Annotated in this window: 27 protein-coding genes, 1 tRNA gene and 1 CRISPR repeat array; of the genes, 14 read left to right on the top strand and 14 right to left on the bottom strand. The window is 32.3% G+C overall.

The genetic code is table 11. The features are described 5' to 3' along the window. Nucleotides 1-13 precede the first annotated feature (13 nt). The 6 genes from IMX26_RS06990 (at nucleotide 14) to IMX26_RS06965 (ending at nucleotide 5740) form a co-directional block, all read left to right on the top strand. On the top strand, nucleotides 14-1039 hold the full coding sequence (locus tag IMX26_RS06990) for a stalk domain-containing protein (protein WP_195160956.1): 1026 nt from the start codon (nucleotides 14-16) through the stop codon (nucleotides 1037-1039). 153 nt (nucleotides 1040-1192) lie between these two features. Beyond that, nucleotides 1193-1579 carry a hypothetical protein gene (locus IMX26_RS06985; RefSeq protein WP_195160955.1) on the top strand — a complete coding sequence of 129 codons (387 nt, stop codon included), beginning with the start codon at nucleotides 1193-1195 and terminating at the stop codon, nucleotides 1577-1579. 161 nt (nucleotides 1580-1740) lie between these two features. Beyond that, nucleotides 1741-2679, top strand: a complete 939-nt coding sequence (locus IMX26_RS06980) for an HD domain-containing phosphohydrolase (RefSeq protein WP_195160954.1) — start codon at nucleotides 1741-1743, stop codon at nucleotides 2677-2679. After that, nucleotides 2663-3340, top strand: a complete 678-nt coding sequence (locus IMX26_RS06975) for a deoxynucleoside kinase (RefSeq protein WP_195160953.1) — start codon at nucleotides 2663-2665, stop codon at nucleotides 3338-3340. Before IMX26_RS06980 ends, IMX26_RS06975 begins: the two co-directional genes overlap by 17 nt. Before the next feature lie 212 nt (nucleotides 3341-3552). Continuing rightward, nucleotides 3553-4047, top strand: coding sequence for a GNAT family N-acetyltransferase (locus IMX26_RS06970; RefSeq protein ID WP_195160952.1), 495 nt, complete (start codon nucleotides 3553-3555; stop codon nucleotides 4045-4047). 178 nt (nucleotides 4048-4225) lie between these two features. Then, nucleotides 4226-5740 (top strand): helix-turn-helix transcriptional regulator, encoded by a 1515-nt coding sequence (locus IMX26_RS06965; RefSeq protein WP_195160951.1) that lies wholly within the window; start codon nucleotides 4226-4228, stop codon nucleotides 5738-5740. 77 nt (nucleotides 5741-5817) lie between these two features. Here IMX26_RS06965 and IMX26_RS06960 read toward each other — a convergent pair whose 3' ends face one another. The 5 genes from IMX26_RS06960 to IMX26_RS06940 form a co-directional block, all read right to left on the bottom strand. Then, the gene (locus IMX26_RS06960) at nucleotides 5818-5997 is read right to left on the bottom strand and encodes a DUF896 domain-containing protein (RefSeq protein ID WP_195160950.1); all 180 of its coding nucleotides are present in this window, start codon (nucleotides 5995-5997) and stop codon (nucleotides 5818-5820) included. Between the two features lie 24 nt (nucleotides 5998-6021). Further along, entirely contained in the window at nucleotides 6022-6717 is a 696-nt protein-coding gene (locus tag IMX26_RS06955; protein WP_195160949.1) for a 5'-methylthioadenosine/adenosylhomocysteine nucleosidase, read from the bottom strand. Between the two features lie 277 nt (nucleotides 6718-6994). Continuing rightward, a tRNA-Leu gene (locus tag IMX26_RS06950) sits at nucleotides 6995-7081 on the bottom strand. 17 nt (nucleotides 7082-7098) lie between these two features. After that, nucleotides 7099-8235: a glycosyltransferase gene (locus IMX26_RS06945; protein WP_195160948.1), complete on the bottom strand. Its 1137-nt coding sequence runs from the start codon at nucleotides 8233-8235 to the stop codon at nucleotides 7099-7101. Next, on the bottom strand, nucleotides 8232-9137 hold the full coding sequence (locus tag IMX26_RS06940; protein ID WP_195160947.1) for a hypothetical protein: 906 nt from the start codon (nucleotides 9135-9137) through the stop codon (nucleotides 8232-8234). The genes IMX26_RS06945 and IMX26_RS06940 overlap by 4 nt, the downstream gene beginning before the upstream one ends. 123 nt (nucleotides 9138-9260) lie before the next feature. On the opposite strand from IMX26_RS06940, the gene IMX26_RS06935 reads away from it, so the two are divergent. Then, nucleotides 9261-9752 carry a TspO/MBR family protein gene (locus tag IMX26_RS06935; protein WP_195160946.1) on the top strand — a complete coding sequence of 164 codons (492 nt, stop codon included), beginning with the start codon at nucleotides 9261-9263 and terminating at the stop codon, nucleotides 9750-9752. A gap of 316 nt (nucleotides 9753-10068) precedes the next feature. Here the strand turns inward: IMX26_RS06935 and IMX26_RS06930 are convergent, their stop codons facing one another. From IMX26_RS06930 to IMX26_RS06915, 4 genes are all read right to left on the bottom strand, one after another. Then, nucleotides 10069-10905, bottom strand: coding sequence for a hypothetical protein (locus IMX26_RS06930; RefSeq protein WP_195160945.1), 837 nt, complete (start codon nucleotides 10903-10905; stop codon nucleotides 10069-10071). Between the two features lie 75 nt (nucleotides 10906-10980). Continuing rightward, nucleotides 10981-11769, bottom strand: coding sequence for a glutamate racemase (murI, locus tag IMX26_RS06925; protein WP_195160944.1), 789 nt, complete (start codon nucleotides 11767-11769; stop codon nucleotides 10981-10983). Nucleotides 11770-12190: 421 nt separating this feature from the next. Continuing rightward, on the bottom strand, nucleotides 12191-13207 hold the full coding sequence (locus IMX26_RS06920; RefSeq protein WP_195160943.1) for a dipeptidase: 1017 nt from the start codon (nucleotides 13205-13207) through the stop codon (nucleotides 12191-12193). Nucleotides 13208-13272: 65 nt separating this feature from the next. Beyond that, entirely contained in the window at nucleotides 13273-14076 is an 804-nt protein-coding gene (locus tag IMX26_RS06915) for a 3D domain-containing protein (protein WP_195160942.1), read from the bottom strand. A 644-nt stretch (nucleotides 14077-14720) separates the two neighbouring features. Here IMX26_RS06915 and IMX26_RS06910 point away from each other — a divergent pair. Beyond that, entirely contained in the window at nucleotides 14721-15212 is a 492-nt protein-coding gene (locus tag IMX26_RS06910) for an NUDIX domain-containing protein (protein ID WP_195160941.1), read from the top strand. Nucleotides 15213-15303: 91 nt separating this feature from the next. Here IMX26_RS06910 and IMX26_RS06905 read toward each other — a convergent pair whose 3' ends face one another. The 5 genes from IMX26_RS06905 to IMX26_RS06885 form a co-directional block, all read right to left on the bottom strand. Continuing rightward, nucleotides 15304-15738: a hypothetical protein gene (locus tag IMX26_RS06905; protein WP_195160940.1), complete on the bottom strand. Its 435-nt coding sequence runs from the start codon at nucleotides 15736-15738 to the stop codon at nucleotides 15304-15306. 163 nt (nucleotides 15739-15901) lie between these two features. Continuing rightward, nucleotides 15902-16717: a DUF1189 family protein gene (locus IMX26_RS06900; RefSeq protein WP_195160939.1), complete on the bottom strand. Its 816-nt coding sequence runs from the start codon at nucleotides 16715-16717 to the stop codon at nucleotides 15902-15904. A 221-nt stretch (nucleotides 16718-16938) separates the two neighbouring features. After that, nucleotides 16939-18189, bottom strand: coding sequence for an MFS transporter (locus IMX26_RS06895; RefSeq protein ID WP_195160938.1), 1251 nt, complete (start codon nucleotides 18187-18189; stop codon nucleotides 16939-16941). Between the two features lie 246 nt (nucleotides 18190-18435). Beyond that, on the bottom strand, nucleotides 18436-19362 hold the full coding sequence (locus IMX26_RS06890) for a tocopherol cyclase family protein (RefSeq protein WP_195160937.1): 927 nt from the start codon (nucleotides 19360-19362) through the stop codon (nucleotides 18436-18438). Next, the gene (locus IMX26_RS06885) at nucleotides 19340-20899 is read right to left on the bottom strand and encodes an FAD-dependent oxidoreductase (protein ID WP_195160936.1); all 1560 of its coding nucleotides are present in this window, start codon (nucleotides 20897-20899) and stop codon (nucleotides 19340-19342) included. The genes IMX26_RS06890 and IMX26_RS06885 overlap by 23 nt, the downstream gene beginning before the upstream one ends. Before the next feature lie 155 nt (nucleotides 20900-21054). Between IMX26_RS06885 and IMX26_RS06880 the strand changes: the two genes are divergently transcribed. The 6 genes from IMX26_RS06880 (at nucleotide 21055) to IMX26_RS17840 (ending at nucleotide 25826) form a co-directional block, all read left to right on the top strand. Then, nucleotides 21055-21627 (top strand): NUDIX hydrolase, encoded by a 573-nt coding sequence (locus tag IMX26_RS06880; protein ID WP_195160935.1) that lies wholly within the window; start codon nucleotides 21055-21057, stop codon nucleotides 21625-21627. Between the two features lie 314 nt (nucleotides 21628-21941). Then, the gene (locus IMX26_RS17855) at nucleotides 21942-22496 is read left to right on the top strand and encodes an IS110 family transposase (protein WP_243259322.1); all 555 of its coding nucleotides are present in this window, start codon (nucleotides 21942-21944) and stop codon (nucleotides 22494-22496) included. Between the two features lie 156 nt (nucleotides 22497-22652). Next, nucleotides 22653-23120 carry a transposase gene (locus tag IMX26_RS17850; RefSeq protein ID WP_243259321.1) on the top strand — a complete coding sequence of 156 codons (468 nt, stop codon included), beginning with the start codon at nucleotides 22653-22655 and terminating at the stop codon, nucleotides 23118-23120. Nucleotides 23121-23425: 305 nt separating this feature from the next. Then, nucleotides 23426-23599 carry a hypothetical protein gene (locus IMX26_RS06870; protein WP_195160934.1) on the top strand — a complete coding sequence of 58 codons (174 nt, stop codon included), beginning with the start codon at nucleotides 23426-23428 and terminating at the stop codon, nucleotides 23597-23599. A gap of 181 nt (nucleotides 23600-23780) precedes the next feature. Next, a CRISPR array of direct repeats spans nucleotides 23781-24146; the repeat unit is 36 nt; unit sequence GTTTTAGTATTGTGTCATTTTAGATGGTAATTGAAC. Nucleotides 24147-24646: 500 nt separating this feature from the next. After that, nucleotides 24647-25057, top strand: a complete 411-nt coding sequence (locus tag IMX26_RS17845; RefSeq protein WP_243259320.1) for an IS110 family transposase — start codon at nucleotides 24647-24649, stop codon at nucleotides 25055-25057. 127 nt (nucleotides 25058-25184) lie between these two features. Further along, nucleotides 25185-25826: a transposase gene (locus tag IMX26_RS17840; RefSeq protein ID WP_243259319.1), complete on the top strand. Its 642-nt coding sequence runs from the start codon at nucleotides 25185-25187 to the stop codon at nucleotides 25824-25826. Nucleotides 25827-26207 lie beyond the last annotated feature (381 nt).

Here is a 26207-nt window from a genome sequence, read left to right as displayed (position 1 = left end):
GGAGGCAACATATATGAAAAAAATAATAAGTTTAATAATGATATGTATTGTGCTTTTTACACCTTTAATTGGTAGCGCTGATGCATATCATATTTATTTGAATGAAGAAAAGATAGACTTAGAAACAAAGCAAACACTCATTAAGGATACAGTGTTTGTACCTTTAAGAGAGATTAGTAATTTGTTTGGTGCAGAAGTAAGATGGAGCGAAGATGTGCCGGCCGTTGCAGTTTTACTTAATGAAGATACCTGGATGATTTTATTAAATGGTAAAGGTTTATACAAAAATGGTCGTATTGTTTTAGAGAGTGCCGCCATAGAAAATATAAACAATATTTCTATGGTTCCTGTAAGGTTAATTGCCTATATCTTTAATTATGAGATAGCTTGGGATGCTAAAACATATTCAATAAAATTATCTACAACCACACAAGAAGAAGAGAACTGTGATGAAGACAAAGCGGTTGATATCTCTAGTACCTCAATAATGGGTAAATCCCAAGCCACTGCAGAGCAAATGGCAACATTTTTGCTAAAATACAATTCTAAACCAAAAATTCCTTGTACAGCATTAGAATTAGCTCAAATATACCTCGAAGAGGGCGAAAAAGAAGGAGTAAGAGGAGACTTTGCTTTTGCTCAGAGTATTCAAGAAACTGGCTACTTTAAATTTGGTGGAAACGTAAAGCCAGACCAGTATAACTTTGCAGGCATGGGCTCAACCCAAAAAGGAGTTACCGGTAGTTCCTATAATACAGCCCGCGAAGGAATACGGGCTCAAATTCAGCACCTCAAAGCTTATGCTTCAACAGAGCCATTGAGTCAAACATGTGTTGATGCTCGCTTTTCTTTAGTTACACGTGGCACAGCAACAAGACTCGAAGACTTGGCAAATGCTCTTAATACTAATAATACGGGCTGGGCTTATCCTGGTTACGATACCAGAAAATACAATAGCGTAAATGAGGCATATAAAGCTAATCAAACCTATGGTCAACAAATAAAAACTATACTCGAACGTATTCTTAATAATAAGTAAATTCTATAAAACACTACTATTAATTTCATTACAAATTAGGTTAGTTAAGGTAACATTAAACTAAATGTTAGTTAATTGCAGTGTTTTTTTTGTTGAAAATATGGAAAAATTATATTATAATTTCCTTACTGACTTACTATTAGGGGGTAACTTATGAAGAAAAGATTATTTACAAATGTGCTGGCCATAACCCTTGTTCTCTCTTTATTTGCTTCAGTAGCGTTTGCAGATGTAACTAGTAACAGTAAACTTGAATATGTAAAAGAAATGGTAGAAGAAACAAATGCCGCTATCGAAAGAGATGTAGCCACTGCTCAAGAAATTGCTGACAAAATTATATACATAATTGGCGATAATTTTATATCTAGAATGAGTATAAAAACCATTATAGATGTGCTTGAGTTCGAAACAGGTCTTAAAGCTAAGGCTGCAATAAATAAAGCAGCAAGACTTGGAGTAGAAGTAAAATGTGAAATTAAAGTCTATATGGTAGGTGGCCAAAAAGCCTATATTGATCCTCTATTTGTAATTTCTGATTAACTTATATTTTAACATGTGACAATTTTTTGAAAAAGTCTGCTTAATAATGGCAGGCTTTTTTAGTATTAAATTATATTAATTATATTTTCATGTTATTTTTATAATAATTTTTGCTATAATTAAGGTATATCTGATGATAATTGTTGGGGAGTGACAACGTTATGAAGGGCTTTTTTATAGAGAAATCTGGAGGATCATTAGAGAAGGTATCTCAAAACTCCGCAACCCTTGAGCTACTTGCTCGTGGTGACGGTACAGAAATACTAATGCAAGAAATTAAAGCAAATAAAGTAATTCAAGTTGTATCACAAGAGAGTAGTAGCGTAATGGAGTTTTTTTATGTACTTGATGGTAGCTTGGCTTGGCTAAAAAATAGCGAAGAGGAAATACTACAAGCTGGAGATTATTTTTATACCCATCATTTTAAAGGCAAAGAATATTTAAAAACACTGTCTGAAACAAAGCTCTTATATGTATCTACTCAGCCAATTTTTCATTATATTAGTAAACAAATTAAAGACTTAATGGAAATGGTTAATAGTGTAGAAAAAAAAGATTATTATACGCATAGCCATGGAAAAAGAGTGCATGATATAAGTGGTAAAGTAGCGCAAAAATTAGGAATAACTGGCGAGAGATTAGAAAAAGTTTTATATGCTGCTTTATTCCACGATATAGGAAAAATTAAATTATCTGATAATATTGTAGGTGGACATAGTAAACCTACAGCTGAAGAATGGGAGCTGATTAAAATGCACCCTATTTTTGGTAAGGAGATTGTGGAGCAATCTTTTTTGCGTTATATAGGCCCTATTATAGTTCAGCACCATGAGAGATTAGATGGCTCTGGTTATCCATACGGTTTAAAAGGCGAAGAAATCTCTCTGGAGGCCAGAATTATTTCTTTAGTAGATGCCTATGACGCTATGACTACAAACAGAAGTTATAGAGAAGCAAAAGCAGTAGAGGAAGCTATTGTAGAGCTAGCAGCATTAACAGAAACTAAGTTTGATAAACAGGTCTATGATATCTTCGTAGATATTTTAATTGAAGAAGGCGAATACCGCCCGTCGGAGGATATAGATGATTGTAAAAGGTAAAATAATTGTTATGGAAGGTTTAGATGGCAGTGGCAAAGCAACTCAAACACAATTACTTTGCGAAAGACTAAAACACGAAAACTATAATATACGTAAAGTAGATTTTCCAAACTACCAAAGTGAGTCTTCTGGACCAGTGCGTATGTACTTAGGCGGAGAGCTTGGCAGAAGAGCTAATGATGTAAATGCTTATGCTGCTTCTACCTTTTATGCTGTAGATAGATTTGCCTCATATGCTAAGGAGTGGCGTAGTTTTTACCAAGATGGAGGAATTGTTTTTGCTAATAGATATACAACTGCTAATATGGTTCATCAAACTGCTAAAATAGCAAATAAAGAGCAGCGGTTAGCGTTTTTAGAATGGTTAAAAGATTTAGAGTATTTTAAAATTGGTTTACCACAGCCTAATATAGTTTTCTTTTTACGGGTAGATCCGCAAGTATTTATGAAACTTATAGAAGATAGAAGCAAAAAAACAAACTCAGCAGTAGATATCCATGAGGCAGATAAAGAACATCTTTTAGCTGCTTACCAAGCAGCCTGCGAGGTAGCACAACTAGAAGATTGGACAGTAATTGAGTGTACAATAAATGGTAAAATGAGATCACGTGAAGATATACATGAAGAAATATATAACAAAGTGCTTTCAATAATAAAATAACAAACTACTCTTTGTTTTACAGCATTTAAAGGTAAATAAAGACTTAAATGGTACTTTCTTAGTGCCATTTTTTGTTACATATTAGTTTATGAGTTGTATTAAAGGTATTGATTTGGTAAAAAGATATAAATAAAACCGAACTAACTAAGATAGCTTACTATATAAACATATATGGTAAAGTATAAGCTACTAAAACTACTGTGAGGAAATCTATGAATATTAGAACATTAACTATTAATGATGCTCAACTGTATTTAAATTTATTAAGCCAACTCGATTCACAAACCCAATTTATGATGTACGAAGAAGGAGAAAGAAGTAAAGTTGTTGAGGACACAAAAAATGAAATAAAACGAGTTTTAGAGCTGGGCTCGTTAATGTTAGTTTTAGAACACAATAATATACTAGTAGGCTACTTAACTGCGGAGCGTGGTTTTGCTAACAGAATCAAACACTGTGCCTATATTACAGTGGGCATACTTGCAGATTATCAAGGCCAGGGTTTAGGTAAAAAGCTATTCACACAGCTTAAAAGCTGGGCAACATCCAATAACATAACCCGGTTAGAATTAACTGTTATGAAGCATAATACGGCTGGTGTAAGCCTATATAAAAAAATGGGCTTTGTTATAGAAGGAATAAAACAAAAATCTCTAATAGTAAATGGTCAATATGTAGATGAATACTATATGGCGTTAGTATTATAGTATAAATATAGCAAATTGATAATATTTGGCTTAACATGTGTGACAAGCTTTATAGTGTAATTTTAACACTTTTTAACTGGAAACGTTCTCTTAAAGGTCAAATTTGTCGAGTTTTGTTTTAGCTAATACTATATAATTAAATTACTTCCGGAAGAACTACAGTTAAGGCGGTTATATAATGGATTATGCACTTACAATTTGGTCTGTGGCTACATACATAGAGGCTCGGGTTAAAAGCACAATAGATTATGAACACATGGAGAAAACTACAGGCTTTTCTTATCGTCATATTCGAGAAATTTTTAAAGAAAATACCGGGAAATCACTATCTAAGTACATACTAGAAAGAAAAATTGCTAACGCTGCTTTTGATATCAGTATAAGTGATAAAAAATTAACAGATATAGCTTTTGAATATAAATTTAATAGTTATGATACTTTTACAAGGTCATTTAAAAGAATAACAGATGTATCACCATCCCAGTTTAAAAAAAAAGACAGCAAAGTAGGCAGAAAAAGAATATTAATGGGCATGTATGCACCAGTAATATTTAAAAAAGACGACGATATTGAATACTATGATACCTCCATAAACAAACATATTATACCTAAAGAAACAGTTAAAACAAATAGTAGTTGCATATTATATGGGGTACCAAAAGTAGCTTATACGTTTAAAGAGTGTACTCCCTTTGTCGTTTCTTTAAAATCTTGTTTAGCATACTTAGGTCACAGGATTAATTATACCTACATTATGGCAGTAACAGGGGCATCGTTTAGATTAAGGTGGAATAAAAGTTATTGGGATGGCGGAAATGTAGATATTATGAATATATACCAAGATGCTTATGAGCCATTTAAACGAGCATTTAAAGCAATTAAACGGGAATGTAAAATCCTAAAAAGAGCAAACTCTAGCAAACAAGATTTTATGGAGTTTATTAAAAAAGAAATCAACAGTGGCAAGCCAGTAATTTCATTGGGCATAATTGGTCCGTGTGAAGCTGGTTTAATAACTGGCTATCGCAATAATGGCGAAACACTACTTGGTTGGAACTGTTTTCAAGACTGCAAAGAATTTAACAAGAATACTGGAATAGATGAATGTGGTTATTATATTACTAACAATTGGTGGCAAAACCCGGATACTATTGCGTTAATAGCAATAGGTGATGAAATAAAAGCAAATATAAGCCAAAAAGAAATAATCGAAAATGCCCTAAATATAATGAATACAAATACAATTAAAGTTAATACTGGTAATCGCTCTATGCAAACTTACGCAGGTGGTCAGTTAGCTTATGAGTTATGGGCACGAGCAATAACTAATGAAGCAGAGTTTTCTAAAAATACTATAGTACCACTGCTAATAGAGAGGTTAATGTGTCAAAATGATGCTCAAACTATGATAGGTGAAGGAAGAGCTTATGCAGCGTACTTTATGGAATGGATAGGTAATACTAATAAGCACGTTCAAAATGATTGTAATGAGGCTGCAAAATACCTTAGAAAAATACTCGAAATATCTATGGAAATGTGCAAAATTAGAGGTGGTTTTGAGCAAAATGAAAAGACCTTAAAGAGCTTTTGTCAACCTAAAATTAGGGCTAAAACCGCTGAGTTAATTCAGCAGGCTAAAGAGCATGAGCATAAGGCTTGTGGTTTAATGCAGGCCATATACAGTAAGCTGTAACATAGTTTAATAAAGGAGCTCAACTACTAGAGTTTAAGCTAGTAAGTTGGCTCCTATTTATATTATTTAAGTTAGAGTTATTCTTTAGTTTTTTTAGGTACTCCAGCATTTTTAAGTTGACTGTGTAGATTATCCTTAATACTTTCAACATACTCTTTTTTTAGCTCTTCGTACTCAGCATGTTCTTCTGGGGAAAACGCTCTATCGTTTTTAGTTTTGGCAAGTAAATGTAATTTTTTTATTCTATCTTGCTTCATATTAACTCTCCTTTATTCAGTATGTTAAACGTTCTTTAATAATTCTTCCACTAAATGAGATAAATTATTTACTGCCTGAGGTAAAAACGCATCAAAGTCATCTGGTGCGGTACCATCTGCTTGATCGGACATACTTCTTAAAATAAGCCAGGGAACCTTATAAACATGAGCTACTTGAGCCCAAGCGGCACTCTCCATATCTACACATTGACCCTTAAATGTACTATAAATTTCAGAGCCCTTAGTTCCAGAAACAAAACAGTCTCCAGACATAATTTGCCCAATAAATATATTACTATCTAAATCCATTGTTTGTGATACTTTTAAGGCAGTTGTATAAAGATTGTCATCCGCTTTATAATCTATTGTGCCCATTCCAGGAACCTCACCCAATTGATAACCAAAGGTTCTAGCATCCACGTCATACTGAATAGCGCTATTACTAATAATTATGTCACCTATTTTTAGCTTGGGATCTACTGCACCAGCTACCCCTATGCCAATGAGTTGTTCAGGCTTTAATAAATTAAGTAATACGCTCGCACATGCAGCAGCATTAACCTTACTAATACCGGTTACCCCTGCATAAATATTTAGTTTAGGATGTTTATATACTGGCCAAGGTAAAAAATTATACTGTTCTACAGGCTCAAATTTCAAAGAGTTTTTTATAATTTCCAGTTCCTCGGGCATTGCACATAATAACAAAGTCTTTTTCACACTACCACCTCGCATTAAATTAATTTTAGCATAGTGCTAAAAGAATTAATAGTTATAAATCATAAAGTACCTAAAAGTACCTAAATAATTACTAATAGCAATGAAATACGGTTGTAATGTGAGCTTATTTTAATATAAATTAATAATTTTGTATTATAAAGTAGAAAAAAATTATTATAACATTATTTAGAGTAATAACATAAAATTGCCCAAAAAAAATATAAAAATATAGGGTAAACAAAAAAAGAGTTAACTCATTCAAGTTAACTCTTTTTGATGGTGCGGATGGTGAGACTCGAACTCACAAGGGTATACACCCACTACCCCCTCAAGATAGCGCGTCTGCCAGTTTCGCCACATCCGCAAGCATTAAAAATACTATCATTTATAGCCTAAAGTGTCAAGAGTTGATTTTTGAAATAGGCTATTCCAATCATTAATAATATCAATATCAGCATGTACATTTGTAAGGTCTTTTGCCAGCTGACCCATAACAAATCTTCTCTTTTTATTTTTTAACAAATCCGCAATAATGTAACCCGCATAGCGGTTACTCGGAATACTAATAGCAACCCCATTATTTAAAAAGAAATGCTGGTTACGGGTTTCTTGACCCGGAATAGGTGATATAAGCCCCAAAGGTTTTCCTAAACATAGGGCCTCAGTGCAGGTTACACCACCAGGTTTTGTAATTACCAAATCAGCCGTATACATTAGCTCAGCAACGTTTTCTATAAACCTATATAATATAACTCTATTATTCCACTGCTTTGCTGCTAAAGCATTATATAATGTATCATTACTGCCACAAACAACTAAAATTTGACAACCTGAAATTGTTTTATCTGTATAAGATAAAACCTCAGTAATATCTCCTAAACCTAAACCACCACCCATAAATAAGAGAGTGGGTATGCTGTTTAAACTTAGTTTAGCTCTTATTTCTTCAACAGGGTGTTGTTGTACCTGTAAAAATTGTTTACGAACAGGCAGTCCTTTGCTAACTATTCGAGTTTCAGGAATATTGAGCATAGTTACAAAAGATTTTAGTAAGGGGGCAGCTACATAGAATTTATCTATATAGCTATGTAACCAAGCAGTATGAACGTTATAGTCTGTAACTAAAGTTACAACTGGGCAATTGACTTTTCCTCGTTGCCTTAATGTACCCATTAAGTTACTGGCAAAGGGGTGGGTGTTTACAATAATATCGGGCACAAAATTCGCAATACAAGTGTTAAGTTCGCGTGCTAAAAAGCTATTCATTAAAGTAAAGGGTTCTTCTTTAACCCTAGATTGATCAAACTGATCGTGCAAAAGTCCCCACATGCTGGGCATATGTTTTAACATTGCTAAATAACTATCTAAAACCACTTTGCTAAAAAAAGGGCTGATAGTTTTAATAACATCTAAAGTCTCTACGGTGTTGTTGGGATTGTCTAATAATTGATCACGAAGTGTTTTGGCAACCTGATTGTGGCCGCTGCCTACACCCGCTGTAAAAATCATTACTCTCATTTATACTCACCATCTGGTTTTAAAGATTTTTCATTTGAAGATTCATAATTAAAGCGGTAGATTATGCCTCCAAAACTTTTTACAACCTTATTAAACTCTGTTTCAGCAACATTATTGCTAGGTAAATAGGTTGTATCAGTTAATTTGTTATTTTTATTAATAGTGTAAGTTGTAGTTAAGTTAATACTTTCTATAATGTTGTTAAGTTTTTTTATTAAGTTTAATTCGCTAGTGTTGTAGTTATTAAATAAATTTTTATAGATTTCAAAAATATTTAGCTCTGCCTCAATTTTAGTATTGTCATCTTTTTTTTCTGTTTTAACTTGTTTTAGATTATTATTTAAAATACTATCAAACTCTTCTGGGTTACGTAGCTTTTGTAAGGCGGTAAAAATTAATGATGCCTCTTCTTTTGAACCAACTTTAAGCCAATTGTCTTTAGTTAATTTATCACCTAAAGCTGGATATTTATTTTTAATTAAATTAAAGCCATCTTCACTTTTAAAATATAAACCCTCTTCTTTATTTATATAAATATCAAAGTCCATATCTACACCAAACTGCCATTCTTTAAATAACAAAGCTGTTTCATGAGTTCCTGCTGCATAACCGCTAATCCTTAGTTCAGAGAGATTATAAAACATTGTTAAACCAAAGTCTACGTTTAAATTCTCAGGTAAAATACCTAAAATAATTTTTTCTAAATCAGTTGATGATTTATACTCTTTGTTAATTTTAATATTGTGAGAAGAAACAAAATCAAATTTATTGGCTTCATTACTATAAAGCGATTTTAGACTATTCAGTAAAACGCCAGTATTGTCTCTTTTACATCCAGAAAACATTGTTAATAGAGTCACAATTAAAATTACACATAAAACAAGTTTCGGTTTGTTCAACATATGTATCACCTCAATCACAGCTATTATATCATGATAAATATAGTTTGGGAAAATTGAAAATTAAGTAATTAAAAACATTTATTAAGAGTATTAATTAATATAATAAAAAAACTAGGTGATTTTATGAAAAAAAAGTTTACAAAGAACGATATATTTTTGTTGGCGATATCATTGTTAATAACCCTGTTAGTAGGATATATAGGCAGCATATTTACGGCTACCTCCATTAATGACTGGTATATGAGTCTTAATAAACCCAGCTTTACACCCCCGAGTAGCGTTTTTGCGCCAGTATGGACTTTTATTTATATTTTAATGGGAATAAGCTTATTTTTAGTATGGAGACAAAATACAGATATTTACTATGTTAGACAGGCCTTAAAACTATTTTTTTTACAACTATTTTTAAACCTAGCTTGGAGTTTTGCCTTTTTCTATTTACAGTCACCGTTTTTAGCATTACTAATAATATTACTTTTACTTATCAGCATTTGGTACACCATAAAAGCGTTTAAAACAGTCTCTAAACCAGCCGCATATTTACTATATCCATATTTAATATGGGTAAGCTTTGCAGCAATATTAAATGCCGCAATTTGGTGGCTTAATAGGTAGAATTAATAGGGGAGTGGGCTCGATTATAAAATTCTCGCGGTTGGGGTGTTCCTGGAGGAACACGGGATGGGTTCGCCTTCGGCTTCACGGAGTGGATTTGCTGCTCAAATGGTATAATGTTCTGCTACGCTAAATCACATTAGCGAAGCGCAATGTAAGTTAATCGATACCAAAGGTATTCCAAGCCGCGAAATGAAATGAAGCCCAAACCGTATTTCACAAGGTGAAATACCCAATCCATGAAATTTTAGATATTACAGAGCATTACTCTGTAATATTAAAACTGAATCCAAACCAAAAAACTAGCTCTCAAGAGCTAGTTTTTATCATAAAACTTTGTTATATAAGGGGAATCTTCATTCAATATATAATAATCAAACTTAATTGCTTGGTCAGATTTTAAATCATTTTTATCTAACCATTGTTTAGCTGAGTGAGAGAGTCGGTAGGTAGTGGCTTTGCCTTCTACCTTAGCTTCAATTGATTGAGAGTCAATAAAACCTATAAATTTGCCTTCTGCAACTCCGCTACTTGAGACATTTAAGATATCATTTACTGTTAGAGTATTATCAGTAAATGTATAGTGTACTACAACATCATCATTTTCATTAAAAGATAAACTTGTTGTTTTAAGTTTATTAGCTAACTCAGTAGCTAAGTTAAAGGTTAAAACAGCGTCATCAATTTTAACCTGTATTTCATTGTTTTTTAACTTAACAATATTTCCTCTACTGGTGAAAGACATATTCTCAGTTGAAATAGTTGGCCACTTACCATCTAAATTTTTAACTGCTACATCTTTCTTGTAATCTAAAAACTTTACTACCGTAAAAGCCCTTGGTTGAGAAGCATTAGTTTCTGTTAACTGAACCTCTAGCTTTTTAGCTTTGTTAAACTCCATATGTGTTATATCAACCATTTTACTGTCCTGATTACCATGGCTAATTACCATATAAGTATCGTTACCTGTTGCAAACAAACTAGTATTAAAAACAAAAACTCCGCTTTTACTTTGCATTACATCTATCATATCAAGAAGGTGACTCGGAATTGTTTCAATAACAATTTGGTGTTTGGGCACAGCTTCTGGCTTACATGCAGTAAATAGCAAGAGAGTTGCAATTAAAACTATAACAGCAGTTTTAAATCGCATTCTTTCACCTCCAATAGTATTTAATCTAAAAAAATAATATCTAAAATCTTAAAATATAGCAATATCAATTAGTGGTTATTCATAAAATCTTAAATTATTTTTACCATACTCATAGAGCTTATTACATAACTTAAGAGTTAAATCATCACCAGATGACCAAATTTTAATATTTCCACCATGCTTATTTAAAAGATTGTTTCTTGCCAGGGTGTTAGCTAGTTGGCGTATTGTGCCAATATTTCCATCAACTAAAACAACATTTTTGCCTACAAGCTTTTGTAACATATTTGCAATATATAAAAAATGAGTACAACCTAAAACAATAGCAGATGTCAAATTTAAATAATCATTAAACTTATGCTTTAAGTAATTTTGCATAACAGTATTGTTAAAATTGCCACTTTCAATCATTTCCACAAGCTTTGGGGCTGGTAACGAAACAATATCTTTGTTTTTTCCATACCTATTCATAAGCAAATTAAATTTTTTATTTGCCAGAGTCATGGGTGTTGCCAAAACAATTATTTTTTTACTGCCATGTTTCTCTATAGCAGGTTTAAGTGCTGGTTCCATACCAATGATAGGAATAGTAAAAGAATCACGTAAATCCTTTATAGCAGCACTAGTAGCAGTATTACAAGCTACCACAATAGCTTTAACACCCTTGTTAAGAAGCCAATTAGCTACCCTAAAAGAATGATCTTTAACAGCCTGCACAGTTTGCGTACCATAAGGTGCAAAAGCGTTGTCGGCATAGTAAATAAAATCTTCATTAGGCATAAGCTTAGTTGCTGTGCAAAGTACACTAATTCCACCTACACCAGAATCAAAAATACCTATAGGTGCATTACATGAACTACACAAAATAATCACCTCAGTTTATCATATGAGCTTACGCTATTTTGTATCCTTAGTATGTACAGTTTATCACTTTATTGTACTAATGAATAGTGGCAAAATAATTACAAATTAATTTTTGATAGCTCCTTAGGAGCTACGGGGTGGACTTGTTCCTTCGGAACTTTGTGGGGTGGGTAGATACTGCGTATCTACGGTTTGGACTTCATTTCATTTCGTGGTCTGGGATACCTTTGGTATCGGTTACTTTACATTGCGCTCCGCTAATGTGATGTGAACATTACCATTTGTGTAGCAAATCCACCCCGTGAAGCCGAAGGCGAACCCACCCCGTGTTCCTTTTAGGAACACCCAAACCGCGAGATTCTAAGAATCGAGCCCACTACAAAAAAAAGATTGCAATTAAGCAATCTTTTTTTGTTTTATATTACAAAGTATTCTTCATAACTCTTAAATAATTTTCGCCCAACAGCTTTTTAATTGTTTCATCACTGTGGCCTCTTCTTATTAAACCCTCTGTTAAGTTAGGGAATTTAGTAACATTTTCTAATCCGTCTGGAGCAGCAGCTATGCCGTCAAAATCGGAGCCAATGCCAATATGGTTGGGTCCTACTAAGTTAATAATGTGATCTATGTGATCTAACATATGTTCTATAGTTACTGTATCACCACTTTTCACAAATGCTCGGCAGAAGTTCATTCCCATAACGCCACCATTTTTAGCTAAAGCTTTAATTTGCTCATCTGTTAGGTTACGGGCATGGTCACATACTGCTTTGGCATTAGAGTGAGAGGCGATTATGGATTTAGAGCTGTATTTAATAACATCCCAAAAACCTGGTTCAGATAAATGAGAAACATCTACTATTACCCCAAGCCTATTCATTTCTTTAATGAGCTCTCTACCAAATACAGTTAATCCACCACCACTTACGCAGTCACCAACACCTTCAGCAATTCTATTGCGTTGGTTCCAAGTTAAACCAATACATCTTAAGCCAAGCTTATATAACATTCTTAAAACGCTTAAGTCACCCTCTAAAGCTTCTCCACCTTCTATAGACAATAAGCCAGCCAAAGAATTAGCTTTTTGAGCTTTTAGGGCATCCTCATAAGATTTTACAAGCATAACCTCGGGATTATTTTCTATCATTTCATAAAAAGCATCAAAACCCTGTAAGGTACGCTTTAATGAACCGAAGGGTTTATACTGGGGCTCTAAGTATACTGCAAAAAACTGTAAATTATGACCACCCGTTTTCATTTTAGGTATATTTAAATGTAGTGAGTCATAATCTTTACTTAAATCGTATGGAGCATCTAAATTATTCATCTTTCTTGTCCTAGCATTCCATGAGTTGCATACCTTCATTAGAGTATCACAATGGGTATCTATCACAAAAGAGTTGAAATGTAGGTTGCGTGCACGTTCTGATATATTCATTTTAAGTCCTCCTCACCTTAGCTATACAAACATTCGGTACATAATTAAATATTCCTGCATACGAATTATTTTAAAACATAAATAGTAAGATTTCTTCTGCCAAATAAATATACTTCTTTTTTATCTTCAAAAAATAAATCAATTTTATTACCTTTTATAGCCCCACCTGTATCAAGGGCAGTAGCCATGCCGTAGCCTGGTATATAAACTTTACTATATAAAGGAATAACCTTAGGGTCTACTGCAATAACTCCTTTATAAGGTTTAATACCTGTTGCTGTTTGGTTATCGATATAGGCAGTAGCCTCTACATTCATTTTTGTATATTTACTTTTATCAATATTTATATAAATTTTTTTACGACCTATTTTAGTAATATTATCTACTGGTTCAACAACAACTTTTTCTAAAACCAATTGTTTATTATTATAGGGGTCATTTTCCCATAACTCTATGCTTAAGCCTTTTACTCCCTTTGTTGTTTTAGCCTCACCCCAAGTTAAATTATCGTAATCGTAAACTCGTTTTGTAGTATAGGGTAATTCAGTTGTAGTTGTAGAGTAGCTAAATTGCTGGTTTAAAACAGAGAGATCTAAATCACCTGTTATTCCAAGAGAGTTAGCAATGTAACTTTCTGTGCCAGCAATTTGTTTATAAATAAATATGCCCGCTTCATTATCCTGTGCTACATCACTAATGCGTGTTTTTGAGGTTAATGTTAAAACCCTATTCTCTAAATCTCCTTCTATAACCCTTACAATAGATAGCAGGGGTAACTCAGTAGAATAGGTAGGGTTTATTGTAATAATTAAAAACAATGATATTATTAAAACAACACAAAAACTATATAATAATATTTTTATTGTCATGTAAGTTCCTCCTTAAAATTATAAATATACTTATTCCTATAATCAGTTTTTACTTTATTGACTGTAAATACACATAAAGAACTCACTTTAACTTATATAGAATAGCATAGCAGATGGTTTAGGTGTAGAGCTAGAAGAGAGCTATAAATGATAAAAAGATGTAATAATTGACTCGTTCCTTAAAACATCGTGTAGTGGGCTCGTTTTGCAAACGTCGCGGGGTGGGAATACCTGTTGGGTATTCGGGGTGGGTAGCTTCGCTACGGTTTGGGCTGACGCGGGTTTATTTATCATTGTAGGTTTATAATGAGATTTATCTTAATAGTTGTAGTGGCAGGTTTTCATGCTTGCTTTGGGGTGGGCTCGTTTGTGCAAACATCGCGGGGTGGGTGTTTCTGTTGTTGGAAACACGGAGTGAATAACCCTGTGGGTTATGGTGGGGGCTGACGCGGGTTTATTTATCATTGTAGGTTTATAATAGATTTGTCTTAATAGTGTTGGGATTACCTGTTGGCTATTCGGGGTGGGTAGCTTCGCTACGGTTTGGCTGGCGCGGGTTTAAAAATAAGTGTAGTTTTAAAAATGAAACTTACTTGTAGAGGCATATGATGTTAAAATAAATAAAAAAGATACTGGGAGAAATTATGGAGATAAAATATTGTAATAACTGTGGCAAAGAGCTAGTTTTAAAAGAGATAGGTGATGAGGGTTTATTGCCTTATTGTAATAATTGTTGTAAGGCATTTCCTAGTGTATTTAATACCTGTGTAATAGTAGCAGTTATTAATGATAACAACATTGCTCTCATTAAACAAAGTTACGTAACAACTAATAATTGGGTATTAATTGCTGGCTACATCAAAAAAGGAGATTCGGCTGAGCAAACAGTATTACAAGAGGTTAATGAAGAAACTGGTTTATCAGTAACTAAAATGCTGTATGTTAAAAGTTATTATTATGAAAAAAAATCTATGTTAATGCTTGGTTTTATAGCCCATGTAAATAAGGGCGAGTTTAATATTAGCAGTGAAGTAGATGATATTAGTTGGTTTCCCTTAACTACTGCTGAGCAAAACCTACGGAAAGGTAGTATAGCCTATCAACTATGTTTAGAAGCAAAAAATAGAGTTTTATAAAAAGTAAAGAAAGCGGAGGTTCTTTGTGTACTACATATGACCTCCACTTTAATAAAAAACCACAAACCAGCTACATAAAACTAATATTTTATCAATAATTATTTTTAATATACTTTACTACTTCATTAGAGCCTTTTATAGAGCCATAAACTTTTAGCTTTTTTACTGTTTGTTTAATTAAATCTACCTCAATATCTCTATCTATTATTAAAGAACCAAATACCAAAATATCATATTTTTTGTGTTCACTAAGATGATCTAATAAGTTCTTTTTTTCTAAAACCATAATACCTAAACATCTAGAGGTAGTTATCTTTTCCTCACAGTCAATTTTAACTTCTTCAATTTTATCTTTTAAAACCATGTCCGAAACAATTGCTTGATGCACATTCATTTGATTACGCAGGGCAGTTCGTAAAAAATCACTTCTATTGCTGTAAAATCCATTATTAACTAAATAGTCAATTTTCGCTAAATCCATAACATTAATATTAAACGTAATTTTCTCTTGATTATTATTATTCATGTTAACGACCTCCTAATCTTACTATAGTATTACTATGTCCATATAATAATATTATCATGATATGGAAAATGTGTAAAGACATAAGTGTTTAAAATAAAATAAGCCGTTATTTAAACGACTTACAAGCTTAATTAATTTATGTTTAGTAAGTGAGTTAATATATTTAGATTTGGTTATTGATGCTAAAAGAATCATTATTAATGTGAGTATTTTTATTTTTATCTCTTTTTATAGCATCCATATACTTAGCTAAATAAATAACAATTATCAAGTAATAAAAAAATCTAAACCTAGATAAATTAAACATTACATTAAACAACGATGGAATAGTTAGGGCATATAAAGCTAAAGAGTATTTTTGACCTCCAGTTAACTTTACCCTTTTAATTGAGGCAGTGGCTAAAGCTAAGATCCAGGCAAGTATGGTTCCAATAAACTTAGCAACAAATGCAACTACAGAAACATATAAAGCTAAGAAAAAAGCAATATTATGGGTTTGTAAGGCATTTAAAATAGATTGTTTGCTAAAATCAACCTTTAGTAAACTATAACTAAATTCTTGTTTTAAACTACTGTTTTTAGGTGAATAATAATACACCTTATCCTTACTAAAAAATAGAATATCCTTTGTAGTAGTTTGAGCTTTTAAATCCTCTATTTTAAGGTTACCAGTTGAATCCACAACCAAAAGAGTTTCTGAGTCATCATTATAATAAGGTTGAGGTCCATCTACGGTTAAAATGCCGTTTGTAATATTAAAATCTGGTACTTCATTTTCCAACTGTGTTGCAATGCTTACAAAAACAGGTTTTAACACTAGGTAACTGGTAACACCAATTACTAAACTAATACAAAAGGCTAAAATTGCAAAATACTTAACTGCTGTACGGGTTCTTTCTTTAATAATAATATTAGCAAAATTAAAATTAGCTACAGCTGCTTTTAGCCTTTTTATAAAGCTCATTTTGCGTATCTCCATATTCACACTCCCAAATAGTTTGGTTTTTTTACTATAGCTACTATTGTAGTGTAATAGTAACTCTAAGTAAACGAATATATCAATATTATTTACTGCTAAACACTTTGCTATGAGTTCTTAGAGCAATAATAAAAAAGCAATTGCTACCAAAAGCAATTACTTTTTTGAGTTATTTTATTAATGTGACTTTAATAGATGTTATTTGTTTTGTAACATATCTTTTAATCCGCAATAGCAGGTTGAGTTTCAGTATTATGGCCTGTAACTCTAGCTACCATGAGCTTATTAAAGGCAAATTGTATTCCAGATATTATTATTGACACACTACATACTAAATAAATAGTTGTTATAGCAACAAACTTAGCTATATAACCTGTTAAACCTTGGGCTGCTGGTTGTAAACCCATAGAAACTGTATTCATAAAACCAAAAACTTTACCCATGTGTTCCTGCTTAGTAGTTTTTTGAATGCTTGTCATAAGGCTTATATTAAATATAGAGTTAACTAATCCACATATAACAAAGGTTATTAAGTTTAAGTACCATAAATGTTGTGGTAGTAATGACAAAGGTAATAAACATAAACCTATAATTAACATACACCACTTTAATAATTGGGGAAATTTTTTAGCAACATCTACAGTAGAAAGAATTAGTGAGCCTAATAAAAAGCCTGTTAACATGGCTGCTGAAAAAAAGCCATACACATTACTATCAAAACCTAAGGTATATTTAACATACATAGGTAGTAATAAAAATATAGGAATAAATAAAACATTAACTAACATGGCAAAAATCATAATTGTAAACAAACCCTTGTCTGTTTTTACATAGTTATAACCCAGTTTTATATCACAAACAATAGCTTTAAACTTTATTTTCACCTTATTCTTTACCTTATAAGGAATAAGAATAAACATTTCGGAAATAGCTGAAATCAAATAGGTAATGCTATCAAGGACTAAAAACATTGGTACTCCAAATAGGCTTAATCCAATTCCGCCCACTACAAAACCAATTATTTTTACAGAACTCTCCGAAGACTTAGTTAAGGAATTAGCTTTAACTAAGTCCTCTTTATCAACAATTAAGGGAACAGATGCACTAATTGCAGGTCCAAACATAACTGTTACTAAAGTAGAAAAACCACTGCAAGTATATAATACTGGTAAAGTTAATTTAGCTTTTAAGGCACAATACCCTAAAATTGCGTAAATAATAAACTGTAGTAAATCACATATAACAATAATATATTTTTTATTAAGCTTATCTACTAAAGCCCCTGCAAAAGAGCCTGCAATTACAGCAACTAAGCCAGATACCATTGCCATAATACCTAAAGCCTCAACCGACCTCTCGGTAGTAATCCACCATATTAAAGCAATAGAGCCAGCTGTATTGCCTATCTGTGAAACAGTTTGCCCTAACCAAAGCAACACAAAATTTTTATTAAATAGTTTTTTTTTGTTCACCTTATCTACCCCCTAATGAAAACAATTGTTAATTTTATTATTAAGCAATACCGCCACTATTATTAACATTTAACTTAATAATATTATATTACACATTAAATATATTAATGTCAATATTAATTATTTTATTTTTTATAGGGGATAAAATTAATTATTAAGCAAGGCATTAAGTTTATAAAATTAAAAATCACTATTTTATTTTATTATATAAAAAGTAAATAGTGGTTAGAAATGGGTTAAAAAAAATTAGGGATAGAGATAGTGAATGTTTTTAATTTCAACAGCACACATTGTACCTTTATCATCAATAATAGTTCTATTTTTGTGTAAATAAGTTAAATGAATATTAGCATTTAAAATCTCATTAACATGGCTTACCATAGATCCTTGACTTGGGGAAACTAATAAATTTTTTTCTTTTAAATAGTTTTGGGGCATAAGTATGTTAATTTTTAGATCGTGGTTACGTTGTTTTATAATAAGATTTAAATTATTGTTCTTATAAATAATATGTTTAGTTTTAGCACCTAACCAAGTAGTAAAATAATACCGTTTATTGTTATGGTGAATTAAAATATAACAAACTGGAATAGACCTACGAGCAATAGTAATTTCGGAGATAGCACATGATAAACTTAGGTTTTTACAATTTCTAAAGCTATTACACTGTAACCAAATATGGCCATTAGGAAACGAGTGACCTTTATCTGTTTCAATATACCCTAAGTTATTCCAATGGCTTACTTCATTATTTATTTTTAGGGTGCCATTAACCTTATGTTGCATACTAATAACACCGTGGTAACAGGGTAAATTAGGCAAAAGCGCAAAGGGGCCCATTAAATTAAAACTTAGGGGCTGAATATCTGTTAGCTTTAAAGAACCACTAATTTTATTAACACCATTTAAATTCACCTCTAAAGCCTTTTTATTAAAAAAATTATCAGCAATCTTAATTGTCAGTGGTTTTTTGTAACTAAACTGATTTACAGGAAATCGATAGTAGTCTATTAAACCATCGCTAGTTAACAATTGAATAAAAGCATGTTTATCTTTACCTAAGGATATGCCAGGTATAAAAGCCAAAGACTTTTTACTAACAGGATTAATTAAACGATAATACCAGCCCTCAAAATAATTGCAGTTTTTTTTAATCTTTTTTGTCAGTGCCATTATAAAATCCTTTCAGTACTATGGTCTCTAAATTTATACGAGTAGGGCTCTCAATAACACTGCCATCGTAATTAAAACGTGAGGCATGGCAGGGGCAGTCCCAGCTTTTTTCTGCTTTATTAAAGCTAAGCATACAACCCAAATGAGAGCAGTAGGGTTTAACTGCATGTAGTTTACCGTTAAAGTCACGATAAACTCCAACGGCTTTACCGTTGTAATTAATAATGCCGCCGTCTCCTTTAGCAATATTACTAAGCTCAGTAGTTTGGTGTTTTATGCGGCTTATCACCAGGTGTTTAAAAAAACGGGAGCCATTTTGCATTAAATTCATAAACTTATACAACATATCTGCCCTACTAGGTGAAAAAACCTTTTTAAAAGGGTGTTCATTGTTTTTAACTAAATTGGCTAAAATTAATGCAGAAACTGAGCCCATAGTCATACCCCATTTAGCAAAGCCAGTTGCCACCAAGGCCTCACCATACCAAGGTACTAACCTGCCTATGTAAGGCAGTTTATCCAAACTAATATAGTCTTGAGCTGACCAGGTAGCTATTAGCTCAGCATGGGGGTAAAACTTTTTAATGCGCTCCATCAAAATACGGTATGGTGAAACACTTTTTTGGTAAAGACCAGTACTATGTCCACATCCCCCAACTAATAAAAGCTCTTCACCGTTATAAATCATAGTTCTTAATGATAAAATAGGTCTATCTGCTGTAATAAAAATACCTTTGGGTTGTGGGGAGTTAGGCTTTATGGCTATTACATAAGAGCGTTCGCCATGCAGCCTTGCTGTGAAACCATTATAAAAATCATATATTGGAAAATGTGTAGCTATTACTAGTTTATTTGTTTCAACTAAACCATCTCGAGTAAAAGCCCAAGCTGGGTTAGCAATGCTTATTTTAGAGACCCGTGAGTTTTCATAAATGTGTCCGCCTAACTTAATAAACGCATTTGCCAATCCATAAATATATTTCACTGGATTAAACTGGGCTTGACCTGTTAGCTGTAAAGCACCTGCAATTTTAAAAGGCAATGATTCTATATTCTTTACAAACTCATAGTTTAAACCAGCCTTGTTAGCCGCCTGTTGTTCTTGTTTTAAGCTAGCTAAATGCTGTGAATTAGTTGTATAAACATAAGCAGGTAGCTCTTGATAATCACACTCTATCTTATATTTATTAATTAATTGCCTAATTAAGCTAGCTCCTGCGTTAGAGGCTTTAACATATAACTGTGTTTTTTTTAACCCTACCTCTTTTAAAATTTCACTATACTTAACTTGGTGTTGAGACGTTATCTTTGCCGATGTATGACCACTAGCACCACTTGCTAAGCTACGGGCCTCTAATAAAATAGTGTTATAACCCTGTTCTTGTAACAAAAGGGCAGTAGTAACACCAACAATTCCACCACCTATAACCACAACATCGGCGTTGTGTTTATCTACAAGCTTAGGAAACTTAGGTCGCTCTATATCACTCAGCCATAGTGAGTGTGATTTATGTAAATAAGATAAATTCTCAACCACAAATATAACCCCCATAATTAACTGCTACAATTAGGTTACCCTATATCAAAAATAAAAATGAGTGTTAACGTAAATTGTAGTAAAATAATATAAAGTGTTATTAAGTACAGGCTAGTGGTACATATAAAATACCTAAATAATAAAGAGGATAAACCATGAACTATATAAATCAAATAAAACACTATCAACCTATAAATGCCCAAGAAGCTCAAGATCAAAAGGTAATACTAAAATACATACAGCAGTTTCCACATAACATATTGTTAAGAGATAACGAGTTTGCCCACATTACCAGCTCGGGTTTTATAATGAACAAAGAGCTGGCAAAAGTACTAATGGTTAACCACCATATTATTAATAACTGGGCATGGACAGGTGGGCATGCCGACGGTGAGGCAGACTTATTAAAGGTAGCAATAAAAGAGGCCAAAGAAGAAACAGGCATTAAAACAGTTACAGCTTTAGCTAATAAAATAGTAGCACTAGATATTCTTCCAGTTGGAGGGCATGTTAAAAAAGAAAAGTATATTAGCTGTCATGTGCATTTATCTGTAGCCTATATCTTAATAGCCAATGAAAATGAACAGTTAACAATTAAAAAAGATGAAAACAGCGGAGTACAGTGGCTACCAGTTGAATATATTAATGAAAATAACTTTTTAAAAAATGACGTATATTTATACAGTAAGCTAATAAAAAAAGCCTATTCCCTTACTGAGATAAAGTAGGTAAAAAACGTAGGGTCGGGGTTCTCCCGACCGCATATTAAAGCATTAAGTAGCATTTAAAAAATCAAAAACCACAAAAACCAATCTTTTCTTCGTGTACTTGTATAATAAAAGAGTGGTTAAGCTATTAGAAATATAGCGTATAATCAAAGTAACAGATGCTGTGGATTATTACTTGTGTTCTATAGCTTAGACTATTTCACAAAGACCATAACCACAGCTTTATGTTACAACTATTAATTAGTTAGATAACGCATAGACGTTTTATCTCTAGCAAGGATATAGAACATAAAGCTGATGGAATAACAGCATCAATGAAAGGAGAAGGTCAATTAATGATCTATGTAGGAATTGATGTAGCGAGTACAAAACATGACTGTTTTATTGTTAACTCTGAGGGTGAAGTAATAGAAGAAGTATTTACAATAGCCAATAATAAAGCTGGGTTTGAAAAACTATTATCCAAGATACCAAAGGTAAATAAGAGCAAGATAAAAATTGGACTTGAGTCTACAGGGCATTATAGCAATAATATACGTAACTACCTGTATGAAAAGGGCTTTAACTTAGTAGTACTAAACCCACTCAGCACTAACCTATATCGAAAAGCTCAGACCCTTCGCAAAACAAAAACAGATAAGATAGACGCAAAAATGATTGCCAAAATATTGCACACTGAAGACCACAAGCCCTACACCCCAATATCATACCATATAAACGAGATTAAATCTCTAACAAGAATAAGAACTCGCTGGGTAAAAATATGCAGTTCTCATAAAATATCTATTACAAGAATCCTAAGCTGTACCTTTCCAGAACTAAAGCAAAATTTCCCTTCAATACATCAAAAATCAATGTATGAAGACTAAAGGAATACCCATCTGCTGAGTCTCTAAAAAACGCACACCTCACTAAGTTAACCAATATATTAACCAAAAATTCTAATGGGAAATATACAAAAGATACAGCTATAAAAATAAAAACTAGCTCAAAACTCTATTGGTGTAGTTTGTAAGTCGCATGAGATGGACTTAGTATATAGCATAGAAGAAGTACAAGCATGTCAGAAAAGAATCAAGAATATCGAGCAAGAAATTAAAGGCATGATGACAGGGCTTGATTCACCAATACTCTCAATACCAGGGATCTCAATTGTGTATGGCTCTATCATATTATCTGAGATAGGCTCAATTCATAACTTTAGTTCACCTTCTAAACTTTTGGCCTATGCTGGTTTAGATCCTTCAACTAAGCAATCTGGAAAATTCAAAGGTAATGGCAAGATGGTTAAGCGAGGTTCAACTTATCTTAGAGCAGCTTTAATTAGTGCTGCTAGATCAGTAGCTATGTATGATTCAGTGTTTAAAGATTATCTCAATAAAAAACTAAATGAGGGTAAGCATTATTTCGTTGCTCTATCTCATGTTGCAAGAAAATTAATTAGAGTAATATATCACTTACTTAGAAATAATGTAATGTTTAAAGCTAGTTAGAAACTAAAATACTATATAAAAAATAAGAGTAGAAATCTACTCTTATTTAAGTGCGTGTTCAAAATTATTTTAATTTAACACTTGACTTAACATAGTTAGTCTTAGTGGTCAATCAAAAAAACTGGTGTTTTAAATCTGTATGTTTCATGTTTAAACCTCAAAGTCAAGAGCTATATAACCAATCTTTTTTTGGTATTCGTTGTGGTTAATCAGAAAACTTAGGCTTAATGCCTTAAATTCCACCATATATATTTACATTTACCTGTGGTAAAATTAACTAAATTAAAAAACGGGGGAGTAAAATATTGAATGACGTAAAATATACAGTCTTTTTTGTTTTAGGCTTAATAATAATAGCTTTTTCAGAGCAAGTATCAAGTGAAGCAATATCATTAGTGGTAGGTGGAATTTTAACAAGCATTGGTGGTTTAGGTATGATAATGGAGGATTATATTAATAAAACTAAGGATAGGTATTAAAAGTAAGCAGTATAGTTCTTAAATACATTAATTATATGTGAGTTATATACAAAATTATGGTAATATTAAACCATAATTTTTTATTTTGCCTAAAAAAGTACATAAAAAAATCACAAAATAAATTTTGTGATTTAGCCCTCTATAGGGCGACCATTAAAATGGCGATTAAGTAAACCTTTATTTTAACACTTTGTGTCATTTTAGATGGTAATTGAACGAATACACGCTCGAATTGCAGGTTCGCTCTGTTTTAGTATTGTGTCATTTTAGATGGTAATTGAACTTAGGGTGGCATGGTAAAGGCATGTGGTTAGTTTTAGTATTGTGTCATTTTAGATGGTAATTGAACCGAATCATCATCAGTTGAGCAGCCATCGTTGTTTTAGTATTGTGTCATTTTAGATGGTAATTGAACAAGCAATAACGGGCGCAACGATAACAGGAGGTTTTAGTATTGTGTCATTTTAGATGGTAATTGAACACTAGGTAAGGAAAAGATCGAGGCCGCATTGTTTTAGTATTGTGTCATATTAGATGGTAAATCTATCGCGACAAATGGGAGGTATAGTGATTCTCTCAGACTGTATCATTTTAGATAGTAGTTGAACTACTAACCAACATTTTAAATATAAAAACCCCAAAATAAACCAATCTTTATCTTCGTATTCTTAGCGTTCTTAGCGGTTAATCAAAAAACTTATGTTTTAACCCTGTAATTCTCATGTTTAAACCTCAAAGCTTAGAATCACGAAAAATATACTTACAATATTAAGTTCACATTTTAAAAAGCAAAACCATATTAAAACAATCTTCTCTTCGTGTCCTTAGCGTTCTTGTATAATAAAAGAGTGGTTAAGCTATTAGAAATATAGCGTATAATCAAAGTAACAGATGCTGTGGATTATTACTTGTGTTCTATAGCTTAGACTATTTCACAAAGACCATAACCACAGCTTTATGTTACAACTATTAATTAGTTAGATAACGCATAGACGTTTTATCTCTAGCAAGGATATAGAACATAAAGCTGATGGAATAACAGCATCAATGAAAGGAGAAGGTCAATTAATGATCTATGTAGGAATTGATGTAGCGAGTACAAAACATGACTGTTTTATTGTTAACTCTGAGGGTGAAGTAATAGAAGAAGTATTTACAATAGCCAATAATAAAGCTGGGTTTGAAAAACTATTATCCAAGATACCAAAGGTAAATAAGAGCAAGATAAAAATTGGACTTGAGTCTACAGGGCATTATAGCAATAATATACGTAACTACCTGTATGAAAAGGGCTTTAACTTAGTAGTACTAAACCCACTCAGCACTAACCTATATCGAAAAGCTCAGACCCTTCGCAAAACAAAAACAGATAAGATAGACGCAAAAATGATTGCCAAAATATTGCACACTGAAGACCACAAGCCCTACACCAATATCATACCATATAAACGAGATTAAATCTCTAACAAGAATAAGAACTCGTTGGGTAAAAATATGCAGTTCTCATAAAATATCTATTACAAGAATCCTCAGCTGTACCTTTCCAGAACTAAAGCAAAATTTCCCTTCAATACACCAAAAATCAATGTATGAAGCACTAAAGGAATACCCATCTGCTGAGTCTCTAAAAAAAGCACACCTCACTAAGTTAACTAATATATTAACAAAAAATTCTAATGGGAAATATACCAAAGATACAGCTATAAAAATAAAAAAACTAGCTCAAAACTCTATTGGTGTAGTTTGTAAGTCGCATGAGCTGGACTTAGTATATAGCATAGAAGAAGTACAAGCATGTCAGAAAAGAATAAAGAATATCGAGCAGGAAATTAAAGTCATGATGACAGAGCTTGATTCACCAATACTCTCAATACCAGGGATCTCAATTGTGTATGGCTCTATCATATTATCTGAGATAGGCTCAATTCATAACTTTAGTTCACCTTCTAAACTTTTGGCCTATGCTGGTTTAGATCCTTCAACTAAGCAATCTGGAAAATTCAAAGGTAATGGCAAGATGGTTAAGCGAGGTTCAACTTATCTTAGAGCAGCTTTAATTAGTGCTGCTAGATCAGTAGCTATGTATGATTCAGTGTTTAAAGATTATCTCAATAAAAAACTAAATGAGGGTAAGCATTATTTCGTTGCTCTATCTCATGTTGCAAGAAAATTAATTAGAGTAATATATCACTTGCTTAGAAATAATGTAATATTTAAAGCTAGTTAGGAAACTAAAATACTATATAAAAAATAAGAGTAGAAATCTACTCTTATTTGAGTGCGTGTTCAAAATTATTTTAATTTAACACTTGACTTAACATAGTTAGTCTTAGTGGTCAACCAAAAAAACTTATGTTTTAGCTTAGTGTATAATTTTTAAACCTTAAACTACATTATCACAGCTAAATATCTGTAGGGTCGGGGTTCTCCCGACCGCATATTAAAACCCCAAAAAAGCAATCTTTTTTTCGTGTTTAAAATAAAATAGGCTGACACGAGGTCAGCCCCTACAAATAGTTACCGTTTTGCTTAGTAAATCTCAATAGTTTTATGTAAAATCTAATAATATAGGTAGTAAATTTTCCCCTTAGTTTTCCTGTTTGAATTA

The sequence above is a fragment of the Clostridium sp. 'deep sea' genome (assembly GCF_014931565.1).
In the GTDB taxonomy this organism is placed as follows: Bacteria; Bacillota; UBA994; order PWPR01; family PWPR01.
This window is presented reverse-complemented; position numbering and strand designations above follow the sequence as displayed.